Source organism: Nesterenkonia lacusekhoensis, assembly GCF_017876395.1.
GTDB lineage: Bacteria > Actinomycetota > Actinomycetes > Actinomycetales > Micrococcaceae > Nesterenkonia > Nesterenkonia lacusekhoensis.
The window spans coordinates 420,748-442,724 of sequence record NZ_JAGINX010000001.1 but is presented as its reverse complement, the minus strand read 5'-3'; the positions used below and the strand labels follow the sequence as shown (position 1 = coordinate 442,724).

19 protein-coding genes, 2 tRNA genes and 1 pseudogene are annotated in these 21,977 nt (G+C 59.5%); 1 reads left to right on the top strand and 21 read right to left on the bottom strand.

Translation table 11 applies throughout. From position 1 onward, the window contains the following. Nucleotides 1-3: 3 nt before the first annotated feature. The 5 genes from JOF45_RS02165 to JOF45_RS02145 are packed head-to-tail and all read right to left on the bottom strand — an operon-like array spanning nt 4 to nt 9,417. Nucleotides 4-444, bottom strand: a complete 441-nt coding sequence (locus JOF45_RS02165) for a hypothetical protein (RefSeq protein ID WP_210047580.1) — start codon at nt 442-444, stop codon at nt 4-6. Nucleotides 445-470: 26 nt separating this feature from the next. Beyond that, nucleotides 471-1,259 (bottom strand): hypothetical protein, encoded by a 789-nt coding sequence (locus JOF45_RS02160; RefSeq protein ID WP_210047579.1) that lies wholly within the window; start codon nt 1,257-1,259, stop codon nt 471-473. 3 nt (nt 1,260-1,262) lie between these two features. Then, entirely contained in the window at nt 1,263-5,645 is a 4,383-nt protein-coding gene (locus JOF45_RS02155) for a phage tail spike protein (RefSeq protein WP_210047578.1), read from the bottom strand. A gap of 39 nt (nt 5,646-5,684) precedes the next feature. Beyond that, nucleotides 5,685-6,431 (bottom strand): distal tail protein Dit, encoded by a 747-nt coding sequence (locus JOF45_RS02150; protein ID WP_210047577.1) that lies wholly within the window; start codon nt 6,429-6,431, stop codon nt 5,685-5,687. Next, a complete protein-coding gene (locus tag JOF45_RS02145) occupies nt 6,424-9,417 on the bottom strand; it encodes a phage tail tape measure protein (protein ID WP_210047576.1) in 2,994 nt (997 codons plus the stop codon). The genes JOF45_RS02150 and JOF45_RS02145 overlap by 8 nt, the downstream gene beginning before the upstream one ends. A 34-nt stretch (nt 9,418-9,451) precedes the next feature. Between JOF45_RS02145 and JOF45_RS02140 the strand changes: the two genes are divergently transcribed. Next, nucleotides 9,452-9,838, top strand: a complete 387-nt coding sequence (locus JOF45_RS02140; RefSeq protein WP_210047575.1) for a hypothetical protein — start codon at nt 9,452-9,454, stop codon at nt 9,836-9,838. On the opposite strand, the gene JOF45_RS02135 is transcribed toward JOF45_RS02140, so the two are convergent. The 16 genes and pseudogenes from JOF45_RS02135 to JOF45_RS02065 all read right to left on the bottom strand — a co-directional run bounded on the left by JOF45_RS02135 (nt 9,835) and on the right by JOF45_RS02065 (nt 21,705). Further along, nucleotides 9,835-10,146: a hypothetical protein gene (locus tag JOF45_RS02135; protein ID WP_210047574.1), complete on the bottom strand. Its 312-nt coding sequence runs from the start codon at nt 10,144-10,146 to the stop codon at nt 9,835-9,837. The two genes, JOF45_RS02140 and JOF45_RS02135, sit on opposite strands and share 4 nt — an antisense overlap. A gap of 5 nt (nt 10,147-10,151) precedes the next feature. After that, nucleotides 10,152-10,787: a hypothetical protein gene (locus tag JOF45_RS02130; RefSeq protein WP_210047573.1), complete on the bottom strand. Its 636-nt coding sequence runs from the start codon at nt 10,785-10,787 to the stop codon at nt 10,152-10,154. A 175-nt stretch (nt 10,788-10,962) separates the two neighbouring features. Then, the gene (locus JOF45_RS02125) at nt 10,963-11,526 is read right to left on the bottom strand and encodes a phage tail tube protein (protein WP_210047572.1); all 564 of its coding nucleotides are present in this window, start codon (nt 11,524-11,526) and stop codon (nt 10,963-10,965) included. Nucleotides 11,527-11,728: 202 nt separating this feature from the next. Beyond that, nucleotides 11,729-12,178 carry a hypothetical protein gene (locus JOF45_RS02120; RefSeq protein WP_210047571.1) on the bottom strand — a complete coding sequence of 150 codons (450 nt, stop codon included), beginning with the start codon at nt 12,176-12,178 and terminating at the stop codon, nt 11,729-11,731. Next, on the bottom strand, nt 12,175-12,567 hold the full coding sequence (locus JOF45_RS02115; protein WP_210047570.1) for an HK97 gp10 family phage protein: 393 nt from the start codon (nt 12,565-12,567) through the stop codon (nt 12,175-12,177). Before JOF45_RS02115 ends, JOF45_RS02120 begins: the two co-directional genes overlap by 4 nt. Continuing rightward, nucleotides 12,564-12,959: a DUF6093 family protein gene (locus tag JOF45_RS13705; protein WP_378579173.1), complete on the bottom strand. Its 396-nt coding sequence runs from the start codon at nt 12,957-12,959 to the stop codon at nt 12,564-12,566. Before JOF45_RS13705 ends, JOF45_RS02115 begins: the two co-directional genes overlap by 4 nt. Then, nucleotides 12,959-13,561: a hypothetical protein gene (locus JOF45_RS02110; protein ID WP_210047569.1), complete on the bottom strand. Its 603-nt coding sequence runs from the start codon at nt 13,559-13,561 to the stop codon at nt 12,959-12,961. Before JOF45_RS02110 ends, JOF45_RS13705 begins: the two co-directional genes overlap by 1 nt. Before the next feature lie 368 nt (nt 13,562-13,929). Further along, entirely contained in the window at nt 13,930-14,802 is an 873-nt protein-coding gene (locus JOF45_RS02105) for a major capsid protein (protein WP_210047568.1), read from the bottom strand. A gap of 15 nt (nt 14,803-14,817) precedes the next feature. Beyond that, nucleotides 14,818-15,465: a phage scaffolding protein gene (locus JOF45_RS02100; RefSeq protein ID WP_210047567.1), complete on the bottom strand. Its 648-nt coding sequence runs from the start codon at nt 15,463-15,465 to the stop codon at nt 14,818-14,820. A 19-nt stretch (nt 15,466-15,484) separates the two neighbouring features. Next, nucleotides 15,485-15,991: a hypothetical protein gene (locus tag JOF45_RS02095; protein WP_210047566.1), complete on the bottom strand. Its 507-nt coding sequence runs from the start codon at nt 15,989-15,991 to the stop codon at nt 15,485-15,487. Nucleotides 15,992-16,571: 580 nt separating this feature from the next. After that, nucleotides 16,572-18,011 (bottom strand): phage portal protein, encoded by a 1,440-nt coding sequence (locus tag JOF45_RS02090; RefSeq protein ID WP_210047565.1) that lies wholly within the window; start codon nt 18,009-18,011, stop codon nt 16,572-16,574. Nucleotides 18,012-18,025: 14 nt separating this feature from the next. Further along, the gene (locus JOF45_RS02085) at nt 18,026-19,684 is read right to left on the bottom strand and encodes a condensation domain-containing protein (RefSeq protein WP_210047564.1); all 1,659 of its coding nucleotides are present in this window, start codon (nt 19,682-19,684) and stop codon (nt 18,026-18,028) included. Next, the gene (locus JOF45_RS02080; RefSeq protein ID WP_210047563.1) at nt 19,681-20,076 is read right to left on the bottom strand and encodes a hypothetical protein; all 396 of its coding nucleotides are present in this window, start codon (nt 20,074-20,076) and stop codon (nt 19,681-19,683) included. Before JOF45_RS02080 ends, JOF45_RS02085 begins: the two co-directional genes overlap by 4 nt. 1,030 nt (nt 20,077-21,106) lie before the next feature. After that, nucleotides 21,107-21,179: transfer RNA gene (locus JOF45_RS02075), tRNA-Phe, on the bottom strand. A 176-nt stretch (nt 21,180-21,355) separates the two neighbouring features. Then, nucleotides 21,356-21,429 (bottom strand) — tRNA-Trp (locus JOF45_RS02070). 177 nt (nt 21,430-21,606) lie between these two features. After that, nucleotides 21,607-21,705 (bottom strand): annotated as a pseudogene (locus JOF45_RS02065). Nucleotides 21,706-21,977: the final 272 nt, after the last annotated feature.

Here is a 21,977-nt window from a genome sequence, read left to right as displayed (position 1 = left end):
CTCCTAGGTCACGGGGTCGTAGTTCGCTTTCCGGATTCTCAGCCACCTTGCGGCGAGCCCTCCGAGGGCGATGATCACGAATCCCAGCTGTAGCCACCGGTTCCCGTCGCTGAGGACTTGGGCCTCGACGATGCTATAGAGGTAGATGCATCCGGCGACGAATAGGAACCCGACTGCCAGGGGTCTTTCGACCCACCACCAGCCGGTGATGCTTGTGACCACACCGATGACCCCGGCGAAGATCATCAGCGAGGAGATACTGGTGACGGTGAAATCACCGAGGATCACTGAGGTAGTGCGTGGCGGGTGCAGGAATGAGAGCGCACCGAAGATTATTGCGGTGGTGTAGACCCCGATTGCTTGGACGAGTGTGACCGACTTCGGTTCCTCGATGAACGCCCAGACCCTCGATACGAGCCCGAGTGGTGCGCGTGGCTTACTCATCGCCCCTCCTCATTGTGGTCAGGCTGTTAGGCATCCTGATCACCTCCACTCATGTACCGCTCACGCGCCATCTCTTCCGGCGACTTGTTCGGCTGGGGCTGCTCATCATCTGCGGTTACTGCTAGGTGCGGTTCGAGAGGGTCAAGCTCGATGCTGGTCTGTGAATGCTGGAACCGTGTCTCCCGATACGCGATATCTAGAGCGTGTTCACGTAGCACCTGCACACACTTTGCCCGGTCCTCTTTGCAGAGGAACCCCTCACGATCACACTGTGATTCTTCTTCACAGGTGGGCGCGGAAATCTTCATCTCCCCCGCCTCCTTGTCCACGCGTGTGACCACAGTGCGACGCACGAGCGACGGGGTGCGCTTCGGCTTAGGCACGCCCAGCGCTTCGCATGATGCTTCTCGCGCCCGGTCCAGTGCGCACACGCCCTGCTCATCACGGGGCAGAGCGTGGAAAGCTGCCAGGGTGCTGCGGAGGAGAGGAGAACGCGGGTCATCGGCGGTCTTGCCTTCGGCCTGAGCCTTCAGGTATTCGCGCTCCCGGGCCTCCTCTCTCTCCCGCAGCATCTCGTAGGGCGCTGTCCACACGTCGTTATACCCAGTGACGGGGCATGACTCCGGCTCCTTCGCGTTCACTCGTGCGTCTATGATCGCGTCTAGGCAGTCGGCTAGGTCGTCGTACCCCAGCAGTTCGGACCATGACGCGACTGCCTGAAGCGGAACCGCAACACCGCGCGACCCCCCGTCGCTGGGCACCTTCTCCAGGTCCACCAGGAATGAGCGAGACTCATCATCATAAGTAATCTTCATAGGTCAGCCTCTCCAGAAAGACACGTAGCGACACCGGAACGTCTCGGCGGCGAGGGGGTCCGCGTACAGTGGCATGAAAATGGCAGTGAAGCCCGACGGCCCCACCCCTACCGTATTCACAGACAGATGCCGCCTCGAGTCGTTCGGCAAAGGCGTCATGACCGGGCCAGAGTTGGAATTAGGGCGCGGCTCCGGATACACCACGTCCCACATAGCGACAGGCCCCTCGGAGCCGCTGAAGTGGAACGCGGGACTCAGCCCGTACACGAACATGTCCCGCGCCGTGCCATCGTCGAACGGCATCCGCCCCTGAACACGAAGTCGCCCCCGGTCTGGGACTAGGCCGCCCTCTGCTGAGCGCGAGCCCATGCGAAGATCGCCCGTGATCGCCAGATATGCCAGCTCATTGCGGCCGCCGCCGAGGCGTGCCACGACGGTGCCGCTGTCGTCAGCCGCGACGAAGTTTCCGTGAGTCCCGTCCTGCCGCATGGTCGCGCCACCGCTGGAAGGCCAGTTGGATGACGTGCGGAATTCCCCGCCGGTGAAGGTGGAGCCTTCCACATCGGCGCCGACGATCCGGGCAGAGCGGATCGTCATAGAATCAATCGCGTTTGCCGCGATCTGATCGGCTTCCACCGTCAGGAACCGGGCAATCTCAGCAGTCAGCGCCGAAGTGACGTTGATGTGAGACACATCGATAGTGCCGGTGGCGATGATGTCGCCCGTGATGATCCGCTCTGTGGTGAGCTGGATTGCCTCGATCACACGTGAGCGCAGGGTGTTGACGAACGCCGAGTCTGCGAACAGGCTGTCAATATCGATCCGCGCCGCTGAGAGCTGCCCGGCAGTGATCCTGCTGGCGTTGAGCTGGATCACATTAGCGATCCGGGCCGCCAGATCAGAGACATTCAGCAGGTTGGTGTCAATCGTGCCTGCCGTGATCTGATCTGCGTGCAGCTCCAAGAACTGCGCCACCGCACCGGCGATCTCTTCTGCGATCACATGACGGGCACGAATCGAGCCGTCCACGATCAGCTCGCCGTTGGTCATGTGCCGGAATTTGAAGTCCTGCCAGTGACCACGCATTGCCTCACCGGAGGGCACGTCAAACTCCACCCGCATGAATTGCTGCGAGTAGACATCGTTGTGGAACTCCAGGGAGTATTCATTCCACCCCGACTGCACCGTCACGGTGTCAACGCGACCGACAAAAGAGCCCGAGGCATCACGCACCAGCAGTGAAATACTCGGCGCTGCACCGGACCCCCCAGCCCATCCGTAGAAGGTAAGCCGGAACGACTCACCACCGCTAATAGGGATGCCCAGGCCCTCGCCCGGCGCATACTCCATAGTGGTACGCGCATGCGATGCTGTTCCGTCGTTGATGCGGATAGCACGCATACCCCGGCCCTGCCCGGTGATGGTGTACCACCTGTTGGTATTGCCGCGAATCCTGGTCCAGGGGGCAGTGTTGTCCCCGTTGGTGGCAAGGTCTTCGATGGCCTGCTGTGGGAGCAGGTTCTCGAAGTCCCCGATAGCCAGGTGCCGTGTACTGATAGCACCGGAAGCGATGGATTCGGCTGTGACCTCAATGATATTGGCGATCTCACCGGCGAGCTGTTCGACGTTGATCTCCAGGGCATCCAGTGCCAGGAAGTTCGCAACCTCGGCGGCGACCTGCTCAGCGTTGAGCCGTGAAGTGTCGATCTTCCCAGAGGTGATCTGGCCAGCGTCCAGCTCAATGATCGTCGCCAAATATGCGGCCAGGTTCTCGGTGTCAATTTGGTCCGCAGTCAGGTTCAGGAACTCACCGACAGCGCCTGCGATTTCTTCGGCCATGATGTGGCGAGCCTGGATCGACCCGTCCACCACCAGATCACCGCCGACGCGCTCGCGCATCTGGAACCGGCTATAATGACCGCCACCAGTGCCAGCATCGGCGTTAAAGGTGATGCACATACGAGCGATACTGTCGTCATCGGGGACCACAAACGTCAGCGAATGTGACGACCACCCATCATCAAGCACATAATTCTCTGGCCCCACGCCGCTGCCTGCGAACTCGCCCGTCTCGGTGTAGTAGCGTGCGCGTGACCGAATCCTCCGGCCACTGCTCTTCCAGCCGTAGAAGCTGACCTGAAACTGCTGTCCGGGCTGCACCCGCATCCCGTTGACGTGACCTGTGGGCCGGTACTCGGTAATACTGGTGAAGCTTGTCTCGCCCTCGATGCACCGGACCAGTCGCGGCATCCCGCCTTGGTCTGTAATGGTTGACCAGTTTGAGCCAAGATTCCAGAACGGTGATGCGCTGCCGCGCTCATGCAGGTCATCCGTGCCGGGATCATCCCAGAGGTTTGACCAGTTGCCGACCCTCATGCTGCTGGCGCTGATCGCGCCAACATCGCGCCACTCGTTGGCATCCTCAAGCCCGGAAGCAAGATCAGACTCCAGGCCAGGCAGTCGCACATCGCGCAAATTGTCAATGTCACCCCGAGCGGAACTCAGACGCCCTTCCGCTTCACCCAATGCCTGCTCATTATCAGCCAGCCGCCCATCCAGGGCAGGCAGAACCTCACCCTCAAGATGCTGACCCGTAGCCTGCGCCTGATCTGCCGCGCTCTGAGCATTGGTGATCCGCCGGTCATAATCCGCGACCGCCGACTCAATCCCATCAAGGGCACTATCCAGCGCAGGCAGACGATTCTCCCGCAGATCGGCCAGGTCAGCCTGAGAGGCAGCGACATCCTGCTCAGCAGCATCCAGGCGAGACTCAGCCTCACTGACTGCTTGCTCTGCGGCCTCCAGGTCAGCCTTGAGCTGCGGGAAATCAACCTCATCCCACTCATCAGCAACCTCATCGACCCGGCCCATCGCCGCATCAATATCATCCTGGGCCTGGTCGATCCGCTGCTGAGCCTCATCCAGATCAGCGCGCATCTGCTCAGCATCCACCAGGTCCGGAACAGGGACGATCAGCGGCTCAGAGAACTCACTGACAGTGATCCCGTCACGGCCCACCATCTGGAACCACACGGCAAACTCGCCACCAGCACCGAAGCCGATAGTTGAGACTCCGCCGCCACGGGTGTGGATATCAGACCCGGTGAAAGCGTCCTCACTATTAGGGGACGGCACCACACCATCAACCAGAGCGGCAACAATGGTCCGGACCCGTCCGAAGCGCTCCGGGATCGTGTCATAGTTACCCTCATGGTCCTGCCCGTTCCACCGGACCTTGCCCGAACCGATAGCCTCAAGAGACTCGAGAATCGGCATGGACGGGCGCGGCTGAGGCCCAGAACGATCCACAGGCCGCGCGTTAGGACCATCCGCAGGACGGCCACTGTCACCGAAGAACGTTCCTTCATTCCGCTCAGACAGGGACTCCGGCACATAGGCAAGCGTCAGATTATTCTCAGACGCATCGCTAGACGTAGTGACAACGCTGACCTCAGCGCGCAGCTTCGCGTCAACCTCGTCATCCCACACATACACCTGATCACCCAGGGACAGGCCAGACAGCTCGAAGTCATCCGAGTAGCTACTACGAGTAGCCGCCGCAGTCAGCTCATAGGTGATCGCCGGGTACGCCTCCTCCTGAAGCCGCTTCTCAGCGTCACGCTTCAGGTTCTCCGGCACCTCGTACCGCTGATCCCGCCAGCGGTCCTCTTTACGGTACAGCTCACGGGCGTCCGCCAGGCTAATCCCCTGCGCCGTGTAGTAGCCGTAATCCTCCACATACGGCACGCCGTCATTCACCGACTCGATACCCATGTCATCGGCACCAGTCGGATAGATGACAGTGGTGATCGGGGCGCGGGACTGCTTGACGATATCGGTCAGCTCACGCTTATACGTGAACACGATTTCGTGAGTCTCACCCATGTCCGGCGCGATATTCACCCGACGCCGCAGAGAGTCAAAGGACAGTCGCGCGTCCTGGTGCCGGGCAAGGAACCGCAGCCCCTCGAGAACGCTCAAGTCTTCGAACTGTGCGCGCCCATACCGGACGCCCATGATGCGGCCCATAGTCCACCGCGTGCCAGACAGAAGCTCCTGCACAGCCTCCTCGAGGGTCCACGCGTTGGGCGCGAACTCCTCGAGCACACGGCCGCTAAGCTCTACCTGAGCCTCATCCGCAGTGACCTCAGCACGATCATCAGACCTCGTGCGACGGACCTGCTGCACGATGAATCGGCGCTGCTTAAAGATCAGCTCCTGCTCATCCTGAATGCCCTCAGCCTCAGCGAGCGAGCACGTCACCCGAAGCTGATTCGTCGAGTCGTCCCGGTCCTCCAGCTTCCAGTGAGCGTCCTGGATCACCCGCTCAGGTGTGCCGTTCCAGTTCAGGACGGCGATTGCATCATCAGCAGGGCGCGACGACATAGGGGAACCTCCAAAAGGGTGAAGAAAAAGCGGCCTGGCTTACAGCCAGCGCCGCTCATAAGAGACCGAAATCGTCCCGCCCGTATTAGTGGTCAGGACGGAGCCGGGACGGAGCCGCGGATACCTGCCGCGCACGTCCTCCACATTCAGGACACCGCCAACACGGGTTTCCATGCGGCGTGCATCAACACGGATCTGCTGCCCAGCCGAGACCGCAGTGTCGATAGTGAGCCGCCGCCCATCCACAGCAACCCACGCGGACCCGACCGCCTCTGTGGTCTCCCACGTCAGCACCGGCTCCACGTAGTAGTTAGTCAGCACGTTCACCACGCCCTCAGCGTCAGGCTCAAGGGTCTCCTGATCGCCATATCGGAACGGGTCAGGGCAGAGGAACGTCATAGTGCCCACATGCATGTGCGCGTGGTTCTGTGTCTTGCCCAGGGCTTGGAGGGTGCCACGGAATAGGCCGTGCTGGTGGGAGAACCGGAGAGGCCGGGGAGCATCAGAGAAGAGCACGCCCTGAAGAACCTCCTCAAGGCGTGCCTGCTCCTCCATCGCATCATGGCCAGGACTCTTACCAGCCTGCGCCTGGTACTCGATAGTGATCTGACGCGGACCCACACGGGTATCCACCCAGCGTGACCCGTCGCCGGGCAAGTCCACCGTGTGAGGGTCACGAGCGATCAGGCCCTCACCCTCGATGTTCCTCACGCCAAACCGGAAGCCCTCATCCTCAAGCACCTCATTGACACTGTTCCCGTTGAAACGGATATCAATATCACGCACGGCTACCCCTTCCCCGGCGGTCACGATTAACCTGACCTTGCAGCGCCTCAGAATTCACACGTGCCACACCCGGATCACGGACAGCGGCCTTCACCTCGCCCAGGAACGAGCCCGAAGAAAGGTAAAGCTCACCAGAGAACTCGCCAGGGCCAGACGGCGCAGACGAAGACCCGCCACCAGCAGAAGCCATTGCCCCCGCCAACTGACGCGCCTGAGCCACCGGCTGATACGCGTCCACCATCGCCCCATCGCCCGAAGCATGGAGCCGCTGACGCATCTCATATACGCCACTCTGACCACCCATAGCGGCCACATCAGCCGCCGTCAGAACATGCTCACCAGGCGACAAAAGCGCAGGAATGTTATCCTGCACCGGGCCGCCCACAGCATCAACAGCGCCACCAGTCGAATAGGTGCGGCCCGTGATGTTCGCCCAGCCGCGGGAAGCAAAGTTCTGTGCCGCACCAATCGTGCGCTGCCTCACCGTGTGGACATGCTCGGTGAAGATCCTCCACCCATCCAGACCAAGCAAGGTGAGGCGGGTCCGTTCAGCCGTTTGCAGAGCCTGATCACTCATCCACGAGTCAATGGTCACGCCATCAGGGACGCCCAGAATCGAGCGGGTCAGGTCTGTGGCCTCCTGCTCAGTAAGGCCGAAAGCCATAGCGCCCGCTACCAAGTCGTCATACGTCCGTTGAAGCTGGCCCTGAAGCTCCTGCTGAGTCGCCCCGTTAGCGGCCATCGACTCCAAAACGCGTTGGCCAGCATCCGCGATACCGTCCAACGCGGCTTCGTTATTTCGGCCCGCCTCAGTAGTCGTGTCTAGCGTGTGCCCGTTCTCAGCGATACTGTCCGTCAGGTTGTCAAGCGCCGCCTCATAATCACGAGACGCCGCACGAGCATCACGAGTCAGCACACCGGCCTCCATGAGTGAATCGACAAGCCCGCGCATAGCTTCCTCCGCAGATTCAGCCTCATCGCCCATGCCGCCCAGTGCGTCATCAAGATCCTCAACGCCCAGCTCAGCCGCCAGGGCCTCGCGCTCCGCGTCAGACATGCGATCAGCAAGATCACCAAGCGTGACCCCGCCATACTCCGAAGCCGCGCCAGCCTCAGTGATGCCCTCAGCCGCCCAGCTAGTAGCCTCAGAAAGCTCCTCAGCAGAGATACCAGCCGACTCAAGAGCCGTCTCGAGCTGTGGAAAATCCTCCATAATTTCGCCAATGGAAGCGTCCGCGTAGTGGGCCTGGTGCCGGATCTCATTGAACCCAGCCGCCAGCGCGTCAATAGACCCAGCCGACACGAGACCGGCCATCGCCCCATCAAGCTCCTGAATGGCCGCATCAGCTTCAGCCGCACCATCTCCGACACCTGGGATAAGCCCACCGATATGCATGATGCCACGGGCAAAAGTGTTATCGTTCTTCAGATTCAGCGCATGGTCCAGGCTCTCAATCCCCGTGCCGGCCACAATCGTCTGCTCAAACAGCTCGTCAAGGCCACCGCTCGCGCCACCAAGCTGGACCTCCATGCCGCTAAGGGCATTAGTGAAGTCCTCGGCGTTACCAGTGGTCCGCTTAGGGTCAAACACATCGTTAGCGATAGAGAGGCCAGCGATAGCGGCGGTGGCGATGCCCGCCGTGCGCCCAAGCCTGCCCATGACGCCACCGGTTCGCCCGGCAGTGCCACGCAGCGCACTAAGCGCCGTCTGAGCCGCAAGCAGGCCAGGAGCAAGCATGATCGCGGCACCCGCAAGCAGAGACAGGCCGCTAGCGAGTCCAGCCACCGCAACAATACTTCCCTGCACCCAACCGGGAAGATCCGCGAACCACGTCACCAGCTCAGACAGCCCAGTGACAACCATCTCAATAGCAGGAAGGAGCACTTGGCCCAGCTCGATAGCCGCATCATTGACGCGGTTTTTGAAGACCTGGATCTGCGCACCCAGCGTCTCCTGAATGTAGGCGTACTCAGCAGACATCGCTGTGTTGTCTTCAAACGCGTCATTGCCGCGACGGATCGAATCGCCCAGCATGTCACCAGCAGCCGCCATCTGAGTCATAGCCGCAACAGTCCGTTGCTCACTGATGCCCAGCTCTGCCAGCACCTCAGCGACGGAGCCGCCCTCCTCTGTGACCCGGCCCAGACCAGAGACGAACGCTTCAAGCCCTGCGGCGGCGTCGTCCTGCCACAATTGCGAGAACTCATCCGCGGACATGCCAGCAACCTCAGCGAAAGCCTCAAGAGACTCGCCACCTTGAGACACCGCGGCATCAATGTCATACATGGTCCGGCTGATCGCAGTACCGCCCGCAGCGGCCTCAACACCCACCGAAGAGAGGGCCGCAGCGATACCGAGCACATCGCCCTCAGTCATGCCCATAGCCTGACCAGCACCAGCCAGCCGCTGAGCCATCGTCATAATCTCTGACTCAGTAGTAGCCGCGTTGTTACCCAAATCCACCACAGCAGACCCGAGACGGTCCATGTCACTAGTGCTGGTGCCCATGACGTTAGCGAATCGAGCCATAGCAGTAGCCGCCTGATCCGCAGTCATATCAGTGGTCGAACCCATCATGACCATCGTCCGCGTGAAGTCCTCGACGTCTTCCACGCTCACGCCCAGCTGAGCCGCAGACGCCGCAACCTCAGCAATCTCCGCATGAGTAGCAGGCATCTCACGAGCAATCCCCCGCAGCCCATCCTCAAGAGCCGCGAGCTGCTGAGGCGTACCATCAGTACGCCGCATAACGTCAGTCCAAGAGGTCTCCCAGTCCATCGCTGACTTCGCCGCCGCACCCAGCGCGGCAGTAGTCACCGCGCCGAAAGCAGTCAGCGCGCGGCCCATCTGCTGGACCTCCGGCTGATTCACCGCCGTCCGCAGAGAGCTGCCCAAGCCGTCAGCAGACTGCCGAGCCGAAGCCAAACGCTGATTAAAGCTGTCAACCTGGGCCTCAAGGATCATCCTTACGCGACGATCAGCCATAACGAAACCTCCAAAAAAGAGCTAAGATGATCGAATGATCAAGAGGGGATTCACACTGGCCATCGGCGCATCACTCGCACTGACAGTCACCGGATGCGGAGGCGTAGAGCCTGACGCGCATTACGAAACCGTTGACGACTTCCACGAAGCGCTAGAGAGCGAAGGCTTCCCCTGCCCTGAGCAGGGGCGCGCTGACGTGTTCGAAGGGCACGGCGAAGAGCTTCGATGCAGCTCAGGAATGGCCCTCATCGCGTGGGAAGAGGACATGCCGGATTACGCGGGGAGCACCACCAGGATTTCCTTTGGGGCGTCGCTCAACGGCAACCAGACGTTGGTCTCGGATACGTGGATGATCATTCACGACAATCCGAACTTGCTGGATGAGATCGCCGAGACATTTGGCGGGGAGCGGTTCGACTAGGAGCCGGAGGGTTTCTGGTCTAGCTCGCTCACCGGAAACACCTTCGCGCCCTTCTCCACGTCATCGCCCTTGTCCTCGCGGTGATCCTCCACCGCGGCACACGCCACACACACAGACTCCTGAGCCACAAACCAGCCGGAATTCTCGTCATCGTGGGCAAGGATGATCGGCTGACCACACGAACACAGCCCATCCTTATAGAGCGTGTAGACCAGAGTCAGCACCTGGTCCTTCTCGCCCCATTCACCATCAAGACCGCCCAACCACGTGGACGGCGGACGACCATACTTCTCGGCCGTCTCTAGCACCTTGGTCAGCCGTCGGTATCGCCGTTGCTGGTGCCAGAGACTGTGAGCAAAAAATCCGGGTCCGGCTCCTGAAGCTTCCCATCAGCACGCTTACGCGCCTCAAGCAGCTCCCCGAACTGGCCCGGACCGATGCGGTCTTCTAGCTCACGAAGAATGTCGGCGTCCCATTCGGCAGGATGACGCACACCATCAGGGCCTTCAACGCCGACAACGGCGGCAGCAACCATCGAGTAAATGAACTCCTCGTTGCCCCATACCTTGGCATCCTGGCGGGTCGCACCGGCCTTAACCTTGGCTTCCTCTGCCTCGTTGACCCGCCTGCGGATCTGGCGAGTCTTCCGCGACGGGACAGCCTGCAAGAACACGGTCAGGCCCGACTCGCCAAACTGGGTCAGCAGCTCCTCATACTCAGAGCGAGCCTGAGACAGCTCCCGCGTGAACGCCTTCGTGTCATCCAGATCAGTGGAAGAGTCCACCGCCGTAGTCAGCTCCCTGATGCGATCCTGAAGCGCGTTAATAGAGCCGAGCAGGTCGCCGCGCCGGTAGATACGGGCAGACTCTTCAGGCAGGTGCGCGTCGTTAAGCCACGCCTCAATATCGTACGTTTCCGGGCTAATGGTCTCAGCGGCGTTCTCAGTCATGGTTCCCTTTCGGATACACGAAAAGGCCCCGCCCTGGTCATCCTCACGATGACCAGACAGCGGGGCCTCCTCTCAAACAATGTGTATAAAGTTGTCAAAAGCTGATCGCGGTATCAGCCTTCAGATGATTCGGGGTAGACCCCCGACCCTGGGTAAACCTCAGAGTCGGGGTAGGTCAGTTTCCCTCTTCACCGCCGCCATCAGAATCTTCCGCAACCTCAATATTGTCGTGAACAATCTGAGGCAGAAGAACAGCGTGACGCTTAATGAAGTCATCACCGTTCTGGCGCTGAGGCACATCGGTCAGGAACGACCCGCCCATGTAAATCTCATCGCCAGCCTCCCAAAGCTCAGCGGAGTCCTTGGAAGTCTCACGCGCATACACGTAAATTTCCTCGTTGTACTCACGAAGAGCCGCATGAAGAGCATGCTGATCCTCAGCCGAAATCTCGCCAGCAGGAGGAACGCTGCGCCCGTCCTCATCGAAGTACAGGTCATAAGTGAACTCCGACTGGTGCTGCTTCTGAGTAGGCGCGTTAGCCTGATTCTTCTGACACAGCAGAGTAACGTCCTGAGTAGTGGACGCCTGCGCCGAGAAATTGAAATCAGCGGTACGAATCAGGCACGACGCATCAATGCCCTCATTCAGCTCAGTCGCAGTAGGTGCTTCCGGGTTAGCCGGCGCAGTAGTCAGCACCGCGAACTTGATCTTTCCCATAGCCAGAACACGACGGCTCATGAATCCTCCTTAGAGTCAGTAGCGCTGTCAGTAACGACAAGCGCAGTAGTATGTGTGGTGGGCTTATTCCGCTTAGCCTTGCGCTGACTCGGAGGAACCCGGAAACCAAATTTCTTCACGTCCAGCCACGCGGCTGGAACCCAGACCTTGCGCCCGTTCTTATCGACGGCACGAACCTTGCCGTCATTCTTTTTACTCACCATCAGGAAGCCTCCTTCGCCCTTGTACCGACCAGCTCGACCTCATCCACCGCATACACCGGGGAGATACCTCCCTCGAGTGTGATCGTCCGATCAATCTCAGACGGGAAGAGGGAGCGCGGACGAAGCCGCCCAATCTGATAACCATCGATGACCAGCTCTGCGTCTTCCAGTGAGGGACGGACACGGTTCACCAGCCAGAACAGCGACGCCGCAGAGGTCGCCGCGTACGTCAGCCGCACAGTCGCTGAGAAAGCGTCAGGCCGATCCGACAACGACGGCTCATCGAACCCGCCACCACTGAACCGGGTAGGCAGATCCGACCAGATCACCACGTAAGGGAAGTCAGACAGCGCAGGCGGCATCGACAGTGGCGCGCTGCCCTGAGCAACGTTCACGGCCGGGTCACTGATCAGCGCCGCGATAGCCTCGAGCGGGTTAGGGACACTCACAGCAGCCCCCTAAGTTCTTTCTCGATCCAGTCCACCGCGTTATCGGCCTCGGCCTCGAGAATGTAGTCCGGCTCCTGCACGGTCCCGCCGCCTCCTCTTGCGCCACCGAAGTAGGCGATGCCAGAAAGCGGAGCAGACGACGACCGGGCCGCATCAGTACCAATCTCAACGGTGGTAGCGCCTCGCCGCTCAACAACGTCATACGTCACCGACCGGCCAACATGACGGAAAGACCTGGACCCCCGGAAATCCGCCTGCATCTTCTTTTTCATCTCCTGGCCACCGCGCTTCATCACCCTGCGGATAGCCCTGTGCGCCTTGTTAGGGGCTACACCAAGATCGCGCACCAGCGCATCCAGATCACCCAGCCCCTGAATGTTCGCGCTCATCCCGTGATCACCTCCACGTTCCAGCGCTGTGCCGTCCGGTGAGTGCCACGGTTCAAATCCCTGAGCCGCATACGCGCACCAACAGACGCGTTCTCAGTCTCAGTAGCCGTCACCACGGCCTCATCCCCCGGCCGCACAGACACATCAATAGGCAGATGCAGCCGCGGAGACTCCACCAGGTAGGAATGCTCACCAGACTCATACGTCTCACCAGTAGACGGAGTAGACGACAGCTTCCCGCGCCCCGCATACACCGTCTCGAAGACCGGCACATCACGGCCCGTCTCCGGATCCAGCGTCGTCCCACCGGTTCGCCGCTCAACACGCACAGTGTCAGTCATCAGCCGCTCAGCGGCCTCCCGGCCACGAGCCAAAAGAGCACGAGTAGGCATCAGTAGCTCCCCGTCACATATGCCTGATTGCCGAACCGGTTCCGCAACCACTCGCGGGTACGGTCCGGAATCTCGGTCAGGTCGATAACCTCGTCCTCGCCACGGACATAAGACTCTTGGAGGCTGTAGTCATCAATGGATTCCTGACGCGACACAAGACCACGCCGGGAAGCAAGACCACCCTCGCTGGTGGCCTCATTCAGGCCAGCCGCCACCAGGTTCACGCCCAGTTTGACCACATCAGGCGGCACCGGGTCCCACCCATGCGAGAACGTGACCGTAACGTCATCCTCAATATCGCCCCACCCGTAACGACGCCAAAGCATCCCGTCACGAATCTTGAAATCCTCAATCGGCTGGGCATTTACAAGCACCTTCTCGACACTCACAACAGGCCCACCAGGCAACGGTAAGAACGCCGTACGCACCCCGTACAATTCGACCGTGCTAGTAGTCCGACTAATCGGCACGCCAGCAGCAGCACGAATACCCGCCGAAACAGACTTAGCTACCTGCTTAGCAAGCTCCTCATCCTCAACATCGACGTTGAATGCAACAAGGTCGGCCACCGTGACCAACGGCGGCAACACATCATCAGCCACGGTGGCCCCCTCTCACATCACACGAAACGATTAGCCCTCAGCATCAGCGGACTCGAGAGCCGCCACACGAGCAACCAGGTCATCCCACTGGGCTTCGGTAGGGAAACCGTCAGACCCGTCAGAGCCGTCAGAGCCCGCCGGTCCGGCCTCGCCCTGCGGTCCCTGCGGACCCTCCGGACCCTCAGGGCCTTCAAGCAGCTCAACCTCAGCGATACCCTGCTCAAGGCTGTTCAGACGCTCCGCAGTAATCGGAGTGCCACCCTCTTCACCATCCGCCCATGTATAAGGCACATAAGCCATCAAAAATCACTCACTCTCAATAGCGGGGAAAACCCCGGCTCCTGGGTAAACCTCAGAGTCGGGGTAGGTCAGTTTCCCTCAGCGCCGCCTTCATCACCATCCGGATCAACCTGCACAGTGCCGCCAGCAAGCTTGTCCCCACGAATAACCTTCGCGCCATACAAGTGAAGGCCGCGAACACCATCAGCGAAAGTGTTCTGAAGCCGCATAGCCTCGGTCTGAGTGATCTGCTCAGCGAAGGTAGTAGCGATACCGTGACCAGCGATGACCCGGTAGCCGCCATCAACTTCAGGCACCCGGTTAGCTTCGATCACGTCGAAGCCAGCAGCGCGACCCACAGAACCATTACGCAGACCCTCAGTAGTGCCAGCAGCATCCGCACGAATGAAACGGTCATCCTGAAGCAGCAGCGCGTAGAACTCCGGCGGCACGATCACCCAACGGCCCTCATCCGGAGCGTTAGAGCGAGTCAGACGAGTGCGCAGCCGCACCAGGTACGCATACGCGTCAGCAGCAGTCAGAACACCGTCATCAGGCAGCTCATTGTCACCAGTGATAGCGTCAGACATCAGGCCAGCGAGGTAAGCGTCAGCCTCAGCAGCCAGGTTGTAAGACGCGCCAGTAGTGGACTCCTCGACGAACCCGCTCAGCGCCTGGCGACGATCAATGTCATCAACGCTGAAAGCAAAGTAGTTCGCCTGGTCCACAACCATAGTCTGCTGAGAAGACTCCAGCAGATCCCAATCAATAGAACCGTTCTTCGTGTAAGAACGAACATCAGGGTCAGCGAACTGAGTAATGTGCACAGTGTCACCAGCGTTAGCAATCTCGCCCTCATACTGGCGATTGATCACACCATCCTGACCATACACAAGACGATCACGCAGCGACTGAAGAAGTGCAGCGCTCCAAATTTCAGGGACAAAGTTCTCAACAGACATGAGACCTCCTAAGAGTTAGCGGCCGAGGAGGTCATCAAGCCGACCCTCAGCGCGCGCACGATTAATTTCTGTAGATGACATTCCAGCCAAATCCGACTGGTGAAGCTGCGCCGGACGAGACTCACCACGTGGGCCACCGTCAGCGCCGCCCTGAAATTTCTTGCCACCTTGCGCGGCTAGGTAGGGCTTCTGCTCTGTAAGGTCGCTAATAGCCGCCGCGATTGCCTCAGAATCAACGGCACCGTCCTCCCCGACCTCAAAGGAAGACAAATCAATATAGAGGAGCGCGTCACCGGGATCATTCAGCTCACCCTTAGCCGCCGCACGAACCTCAGCATCAAGGATGCGTTTGTTAGCCTTCTCGAGAGCCGCCGCCTCAGCTTCACGCTGAGCCTGAGTCTGCTTAAACTCTTCCTCACGGCCCTCCAGCTTCGCCCGAAGCTCCTCATTCTCCTGCTTCAGTGTGCCCGCCTCGCCCTTGAGTTTCTTCTCAAGATCGCGGTTCACCTTCCGCTGAGCCTCATACTTCTCACGGAAATCAGGCTCAGACTGTTCCTGCTCAGTGCCGCCTTCCGCGGGCGAGCGTTCGCCGCCTGGAGATGCCAGCGCTCCTCCAACTTCGGCGTTCTCCTGCTCAACGGGCACACTATTCTCTTCAGGCATTTTCGTTCCCCTTTCGGGACTATAAGTAGTCATTCATTCCATAAGACGGGCGGGAGGCGGCAGCCCCATACCAGCCCGACAATTGCGGGTTGATCCCGCCGTCCGAATCGCGGCGATACTGCGGGTCCGGGTCGCCCTCAACCCCAGACCGGCGCGCATCAGGAACTATGTACCCGTACCGCTCAAGCTGCTCACGAATCAGACGCTGATTACCGTTAGCGCGCTTGTAGATCTCTTCCGGCATCATGCGAGGACCAGAAATGCCATGACGGTCCATCTGCCGCTGCGCGTAGCCTCGAGCCCTGCCGCGCCGGTGCCCAGCGCCAGACTCTGTGATCAGCGATCCGCCAGCCGTCGTGGACATGCCCCGGCGCGCATTCACCACCTGGTAAATATCCGCACCATCACGGATCGCCTGAGCGCCATCCTTCGTGAAGATCCGGTCTTGATCCGCCTCAGACAGGTCATTGAAAAGCTCATAGCTATCCTGGATCGGCGGCGAACCCTGCCCCGAAATAATCGGCACATGCTCACACAAGCAATTAGGGTGCCGAGAAAAGCCCTCAGAACTCCGATAACGGCGACCAGCAAGGATTATGCACCTGGAGCACGCGTTAGCCTCCACCTGCCGCACATAGCCCGTAATGCGCTGATCCGCAGCCGCGATAGCACCATCAGCCGCACGCCCAGCATCAGCAACAGACGACCCACCAATAGTCACCAAAGAATCAAGACCCGAAGCCATCGACCGAGACGACGACGCACCACGCCGCCGACCGTCAAGAGCCGTGAAAGCCGGAAATTCTAACGACTCCTCAAGCGGGCGCGGAGGAGCGTTGCGAGTCGGATACGTGAACCCAGAAAACCCAACCGGATTCACCGCCACGCCAGCCGGACCCATGCCAGCTTGCATAAGCGCCGCATCCATGTAGTTCTGGCCATCCGACGCCGCGCGCTCCTGGCCCTCAGCAACAACCTCAACAGCCTCAGGGATCGTCGCACGCCAAGACCGGAAAATGTCATCCGGATCAACACTGCGAGACCACAACCGAGACAACCGGGCACCAGTAGTAGCAGTCAACAACCGGCGCGCGTTGAAATGCTGATCAGCTAACCCCGCCAGACTCATCAGGAACCCCCTGGCGCACAGCCTCAGTAGCAGCAAACAGCGGATCAGATGCCTGCTCGTCCTTGATCATGTTCATAATCTCTTCAGCCTCTTCAGGAGTATTGCCATCCTGCAAGAGCAGCCACTTCATCGGATAGCCCATCTGTTTCTTCTTGATCAAAGAATCAGCCCGCTGAGACTCAGACCTGATCTCTTTATCCGCCCAAATGATCGAATCAGAAGAAATCTTGTCGGCAAAACCATCCCAGCCGCGAACCTTAGAGCCCAGACGGAAAACCTCAGCAAGAGCAGGCGACGAATACAGCTGAAACTCATCACCCTTCTTCACAAGAGGCGTCTCAGTAGCCTTCAGAGTCTCACCGTTAATGTTACTCATGCCCTTATTCGCAATGAAGTAATGGGCAGGCGTCCTGGTCTGCGCCGCAATGTGGTTAATGTTCTCATTGATAATGTCAGTGAACACGTCCAGCTTCGCGGAATCCCACTGACCAATCGACGCATCCTTGCCAGTCAGCCATAGAAGACGCTTCTGCTGAAGATCATCATTATCAACAGCACGCTCACCAATCTGCTTACCAGAATTATCGAAGATAGGCATCTTCGGCGGTTCCTGGCCCATCACCACACGAGCAGGCATCGACGCATGATCCGCGGCAGAGAACAGGTAAGCCCAAAGCAGGTTAGTAGCGTCCTGCATGGCCATAGTCCCCGAAATATCCGAGATAGGCCCACGATTCAGGCGAGGACGCTTAGGAACCTCCACCATCGGAACCTCACCAATCGGGTTAGGAATCACCCAATCAGCATCAGAACGCTCAGACCAGCCGCCAATAGCGGAAACACCTGAGTAGCCTTCGCGCTGGCCACGCGGCTCCGAAGACGGCCGCTCGAGCTTATACACATAATCACGCGTAAACAGCGTCACGCACTCACGGTCATCCTCTTTCCAAGCCTTAATAGCCGAACGACGACGCCGAGTAACCTCAGGCTCATACTCAACATAAGCCTGCCCCGGATGCTCCCACGAATAAACCGGAAGCCCCTCATCATCGCCCCACACCAGGACAAACGACCGAGACGAGCCAATAGTCTGCAAGAAACCCTGAGACGACTGCGCATCCATCTCATTACGCTTCCAGTCATCCCACAAGGTGCGTGACTCCGTAGTGAGCTCAGAGCCCACCTGGAAGCCGCGAACCTGCAAACGCTCATTCAGCGCATCAATAACAACGCTGCACCAGTTGTCAGCAAACCCCTTATAACGCTCCTGGTGGAACTTCGCCCACTCCTTAGAAGCATACTTAAGCGGCTGCTCACCCTCGTAATACCGGTCATACTGATCAATCAGAGGGCGGCGCTTACGCAACTTCTCATAAAGCTCGTCAGCCTCAGCAGCGGCACCAGCAAACGACAGCACAACACCGCCTCCAATCAGAAAAACACGTACTCTTGTTTAGGCTCCGGCCAACCAGCCGCACGAGCATCAGCCGCAGCCTCATGAGCAAGCACCGAAGTCACCGCAATATCAATCTTCTGATTATTCGCAGGCTTCCCCAGAATGTACCGGTCACCAGGCTTAGCCAACTTCTTGCAATTCTTCAGATGCAACCGGGTCGGCAAACACCCATCAAGCTCAATCTGACGCTTCTGAATATCCGCATGGAACCGAGTCAACGCGCCAAACATGCGCATAACCTGGTTAGTAGGCCACGGAACAAACACGTCAGGCCCATAATCCTGGTCCCACTGCTCGATATCCGACTCCCAAGACCGCTCATCATGGAAACCCGGATCGCAGTAGACGCGCACAAGCTCATAGCGCCGGGAAATCTCTTCCCACGCCGCTTCTACCTCGCCCCGCGGAATTTCACCGTTCCACTCAGACGGATTCCAGTACGCCGGGCGCTGATCAGGCCCATACAGAGGAGTGAACAGCAGCCCTTCCCGCGTCTCGAGCTTAATAGCCGTCCAGTCATCATTCATGGAGCCGTCAAAACCGCCAGCAACCGCAGTACCGTCCGGCGGCAAATCCTGATCAACCGTCAAACCCTCAAAATCAGAATCATGCAACCACGAACCAGACCCATACACCACGCGATTCCCAAAGAAACGCTCAGCCTCAGTTGGATCAGTCCGGATCATCTCAGCCGCCTCAGCCTCAATATCACCCAGATTCACCCACGGAGACCCCGCATAGACATGCTTATGGATCTTCCGGCGCTCACTCTTCACGTGATAGCTCAGATCAGCAGGCGGAGTCCGGTAAAACTTGAAAATATCCTTCGCCGGAGACTCAAACGTCTCCTGCGCATAAGACTCCATCGACGGGTCCCACGCGTTAGTAGTCGCAATCGACCGGCCACCCATACCAGCAAGACCACGACGCTGAGTATTCGCAACCTCAGTCAGCTTGTTCCGCTTCGTATACAGGCCAACCTCATCCTGCACCGCGAAAGTAATCGGCTGACCAAGACGAGACTTAGCAGACGACGACACAACATCGATCCGGTCCGACTTAGGACCGCCATCACCATCTAGTACGCGGATAAAACCCTCACGGATCGCCATAAGATCCGACAACGGCCCATCCATCACAATGGTGGACAACGGCCCGTACACGTTCCCCGCCTGGCCTTCAGACGAAGCTAGGAGCTGAATCAGCGGCCCAGGACGACGCCTGCCCATCGGCTCACCAGGCTCATACTCGAAATACCAGCCACACGAGCAACCGTTGTCCTCGCACCGGTACACGTCACCAGCTCGAGCCCACCCAGCAAACAGCGTCGGCCCAACAGCCTCACCCGCAGTAATAGCAGCAGACCACGGACCCTTACCAGTCTTCTGAGGCGCAACAATCAAAGACCGACGATAAGTGAACGCCTGAGCCAGAAGCGGCTGATCAGGATTCCACACAGCGTCCTCTTTGACACGGTAATGATTCGCCGTACACCAGAACTGCCAATCCGACTGCTGAAACCTAATCCGGCGACCCAAGCTATCCGGGATCGTGCAATGCTGTTCATACCAGGCGTCCAACAGATCGCCCAAAGTCGGAAAGTTCACAACCCCAACATCAGTGTTCTGATTCAATCGCCCACCGCCCTAAGTCGTCGCTGACGCTTAGCCGTGGGCACCTCCTCAGAATCCTCACGGCGCGGCGAAACCTCATCGCGCACAATCTGCCAGCCATTCTCTTTCAACCCAGCAGGAGTCAACCCCAACTGATCACCAAACCGGTGCAAGGCCGTCTTATCCGCCGCCTTAGCCTCCGGACCAGACGCAGTAAGGAACGTGCGACACCACATCGCCACGATGTTCCACCGCCACGGCTCCCGCTCCCACGCAACCGCCTGCGGATACGTCCAAACCTGCTCCCACAGGGACAACTCCGCCTCTTTACGCTCCTCCGAAGCAACAGGATCAAGCTCCTTAACAGGCTTCCCATTGCTCATCGTCTCGATATACACCTGCGGATCAGACAACGGCCAACCAGTCGGAGGCGCACCAACGCGCCCCTCAGAAGGCAACCTGTCAAAGCTCAAGCCCCTACCCTCAGAGCGACCCGACGACGGATCAGCAGCAGGACCAGACCTATTACGCGCACCACCAGAAGCCACAAAATCACCCTTTCGGCGCTGAATCGGCGTTTGCAAACGGCAAGCCGCAAAATGTTTGAACCCTCCGGACCATAGAGATCCCTACCCGGCGGCTAGGGTTGCTATCGCAAACAGGGGGTATCCCCCGCCGTTTTGTTTGGGCTCGCAAATTTTGCGGCCCTATTTTTTGCTCACGAAATTTGCTCGGGGTTTGCTCGCATTTTGTAGTGTGAGCCACCGAAGCCGAATGTTCTTGCTGTCTTGCTGTTGTGACAAGTAACGCAAAGTCCACGACCGAACGTTGGATCGTTCGGGTTGAGTCCTTGGTCTACTAGGTCTCGGCGCTCGGTGGGATAGTGGTCGGCTACGGTAGCCCTGGTGGCTCGGCATAGGACGCATACAGGGTCTTTGGCTAGGACCGCTTCACGGAACTGCTTGTGTCCTGTGGTGCTGTATGGGTTGCCGTCCGGTCGCCGGTCCCTGTCCGCTTTGGCCCTGCATGTTGGGCACCGGCCTGCCTTCCCCTGGTTGCCCCCGTCTTTGGGTAGCAGGTTGGGGCAGCCTGGTGTGCTGCATACGCGTGCGGTCATGCGGGTTTGGCTCCGGGTTAGGGGGTGGTGGTGTTGCCCCTATTGGGTGGGGCCTTTATGGGTGCCCGTGTCTTGGCCTGGGTCTTCGCCCTCGTAGTAGTGCTGGCACTCTGGGTAGACGGTGCCTCCGCAGCAAACAGGTGCCCCGCAGTAGGTTTGGTGCTGGCCGCTCATTGTGCGCCCCCCTTTTCGCTCATCCTCGCGCGTCGCATACGTGCATGGGCGTCTCCCTTGTTCAGAAGAAGGGACCGGCTAACAGGGTGGCGGTGCACTCGCTGGCCCTGACGCTATTTGAGCTTCACTTGGAGAGGCCAGCCCGGTCATTGTGGTGCCTCGTGGACTTGAACCACGCGCCTGATGATCTTCACTCAGCCGCTCTACCTGATGAGCTAAGGCACCGCGTAACCCCGGCCGTTTGATCGACGCCTGAGCGTTACAGGGACGGCTCCGGGGTGTTGGCGTCGTGCGCTTCCCGGTCATGATCCGGGCTTGCCTCGTCAGGCTTTGGCTACCGTGCAAGCGCACCGCACGTTCATCGGCGTGCGGGTTATGCGCCACTGGGACTTCCCTGCGCTTGGCTGAGCATTGAGGAATCGAACCCCAGTTGGCGGGTTTGGAAGCCGCTGTCTTACCACTAGACGAATGCCCATTGAGAACCCGCCCGCGTCTCAGCCTGGAGAAGCGGACGGGCCATAGCACGCTTCCGGGAGTTGAACCCGGCACCACGTCTGGTGGACTCGCGTTGCCTATCCCGTCGCTTCTTGGGCGGCTGGGAAGATGAGCTGTCATCTTGTCGGGCGCGATTCCAGTCAAGCGCTCGGCAGGGCGAGCGGCGGCGGGATTCGAACCCGCGACCCAGTGGCACTGGGTGCAATCACGGCGCGACCCGTGTCGCTCATTTGTCCGCTCTGACACGCCTTCACCCTGCCGATATATGCGCCGCGAATCCCAGCAGGGACCACGGCGAACTAGGGTTGGCCTAAGACGGCATCCTCGTCTCCCCTGGGGTGACTGTGCCCGGCCTTACCATAATTCCCAGGCAGTGGCGTTGGACCCACTTAAGGGGTGCGGTGGCAGCACCGCCCAACGTGACGCCCTGGGAGGAGTGACCCGCGGTCGTTGGTGTTGTGGCCTGCGCGGGTGTTTTAACGCGGCTTAGCGCACCGATAGGGTGACCTTGCCGCAGCCTGCTCGTCG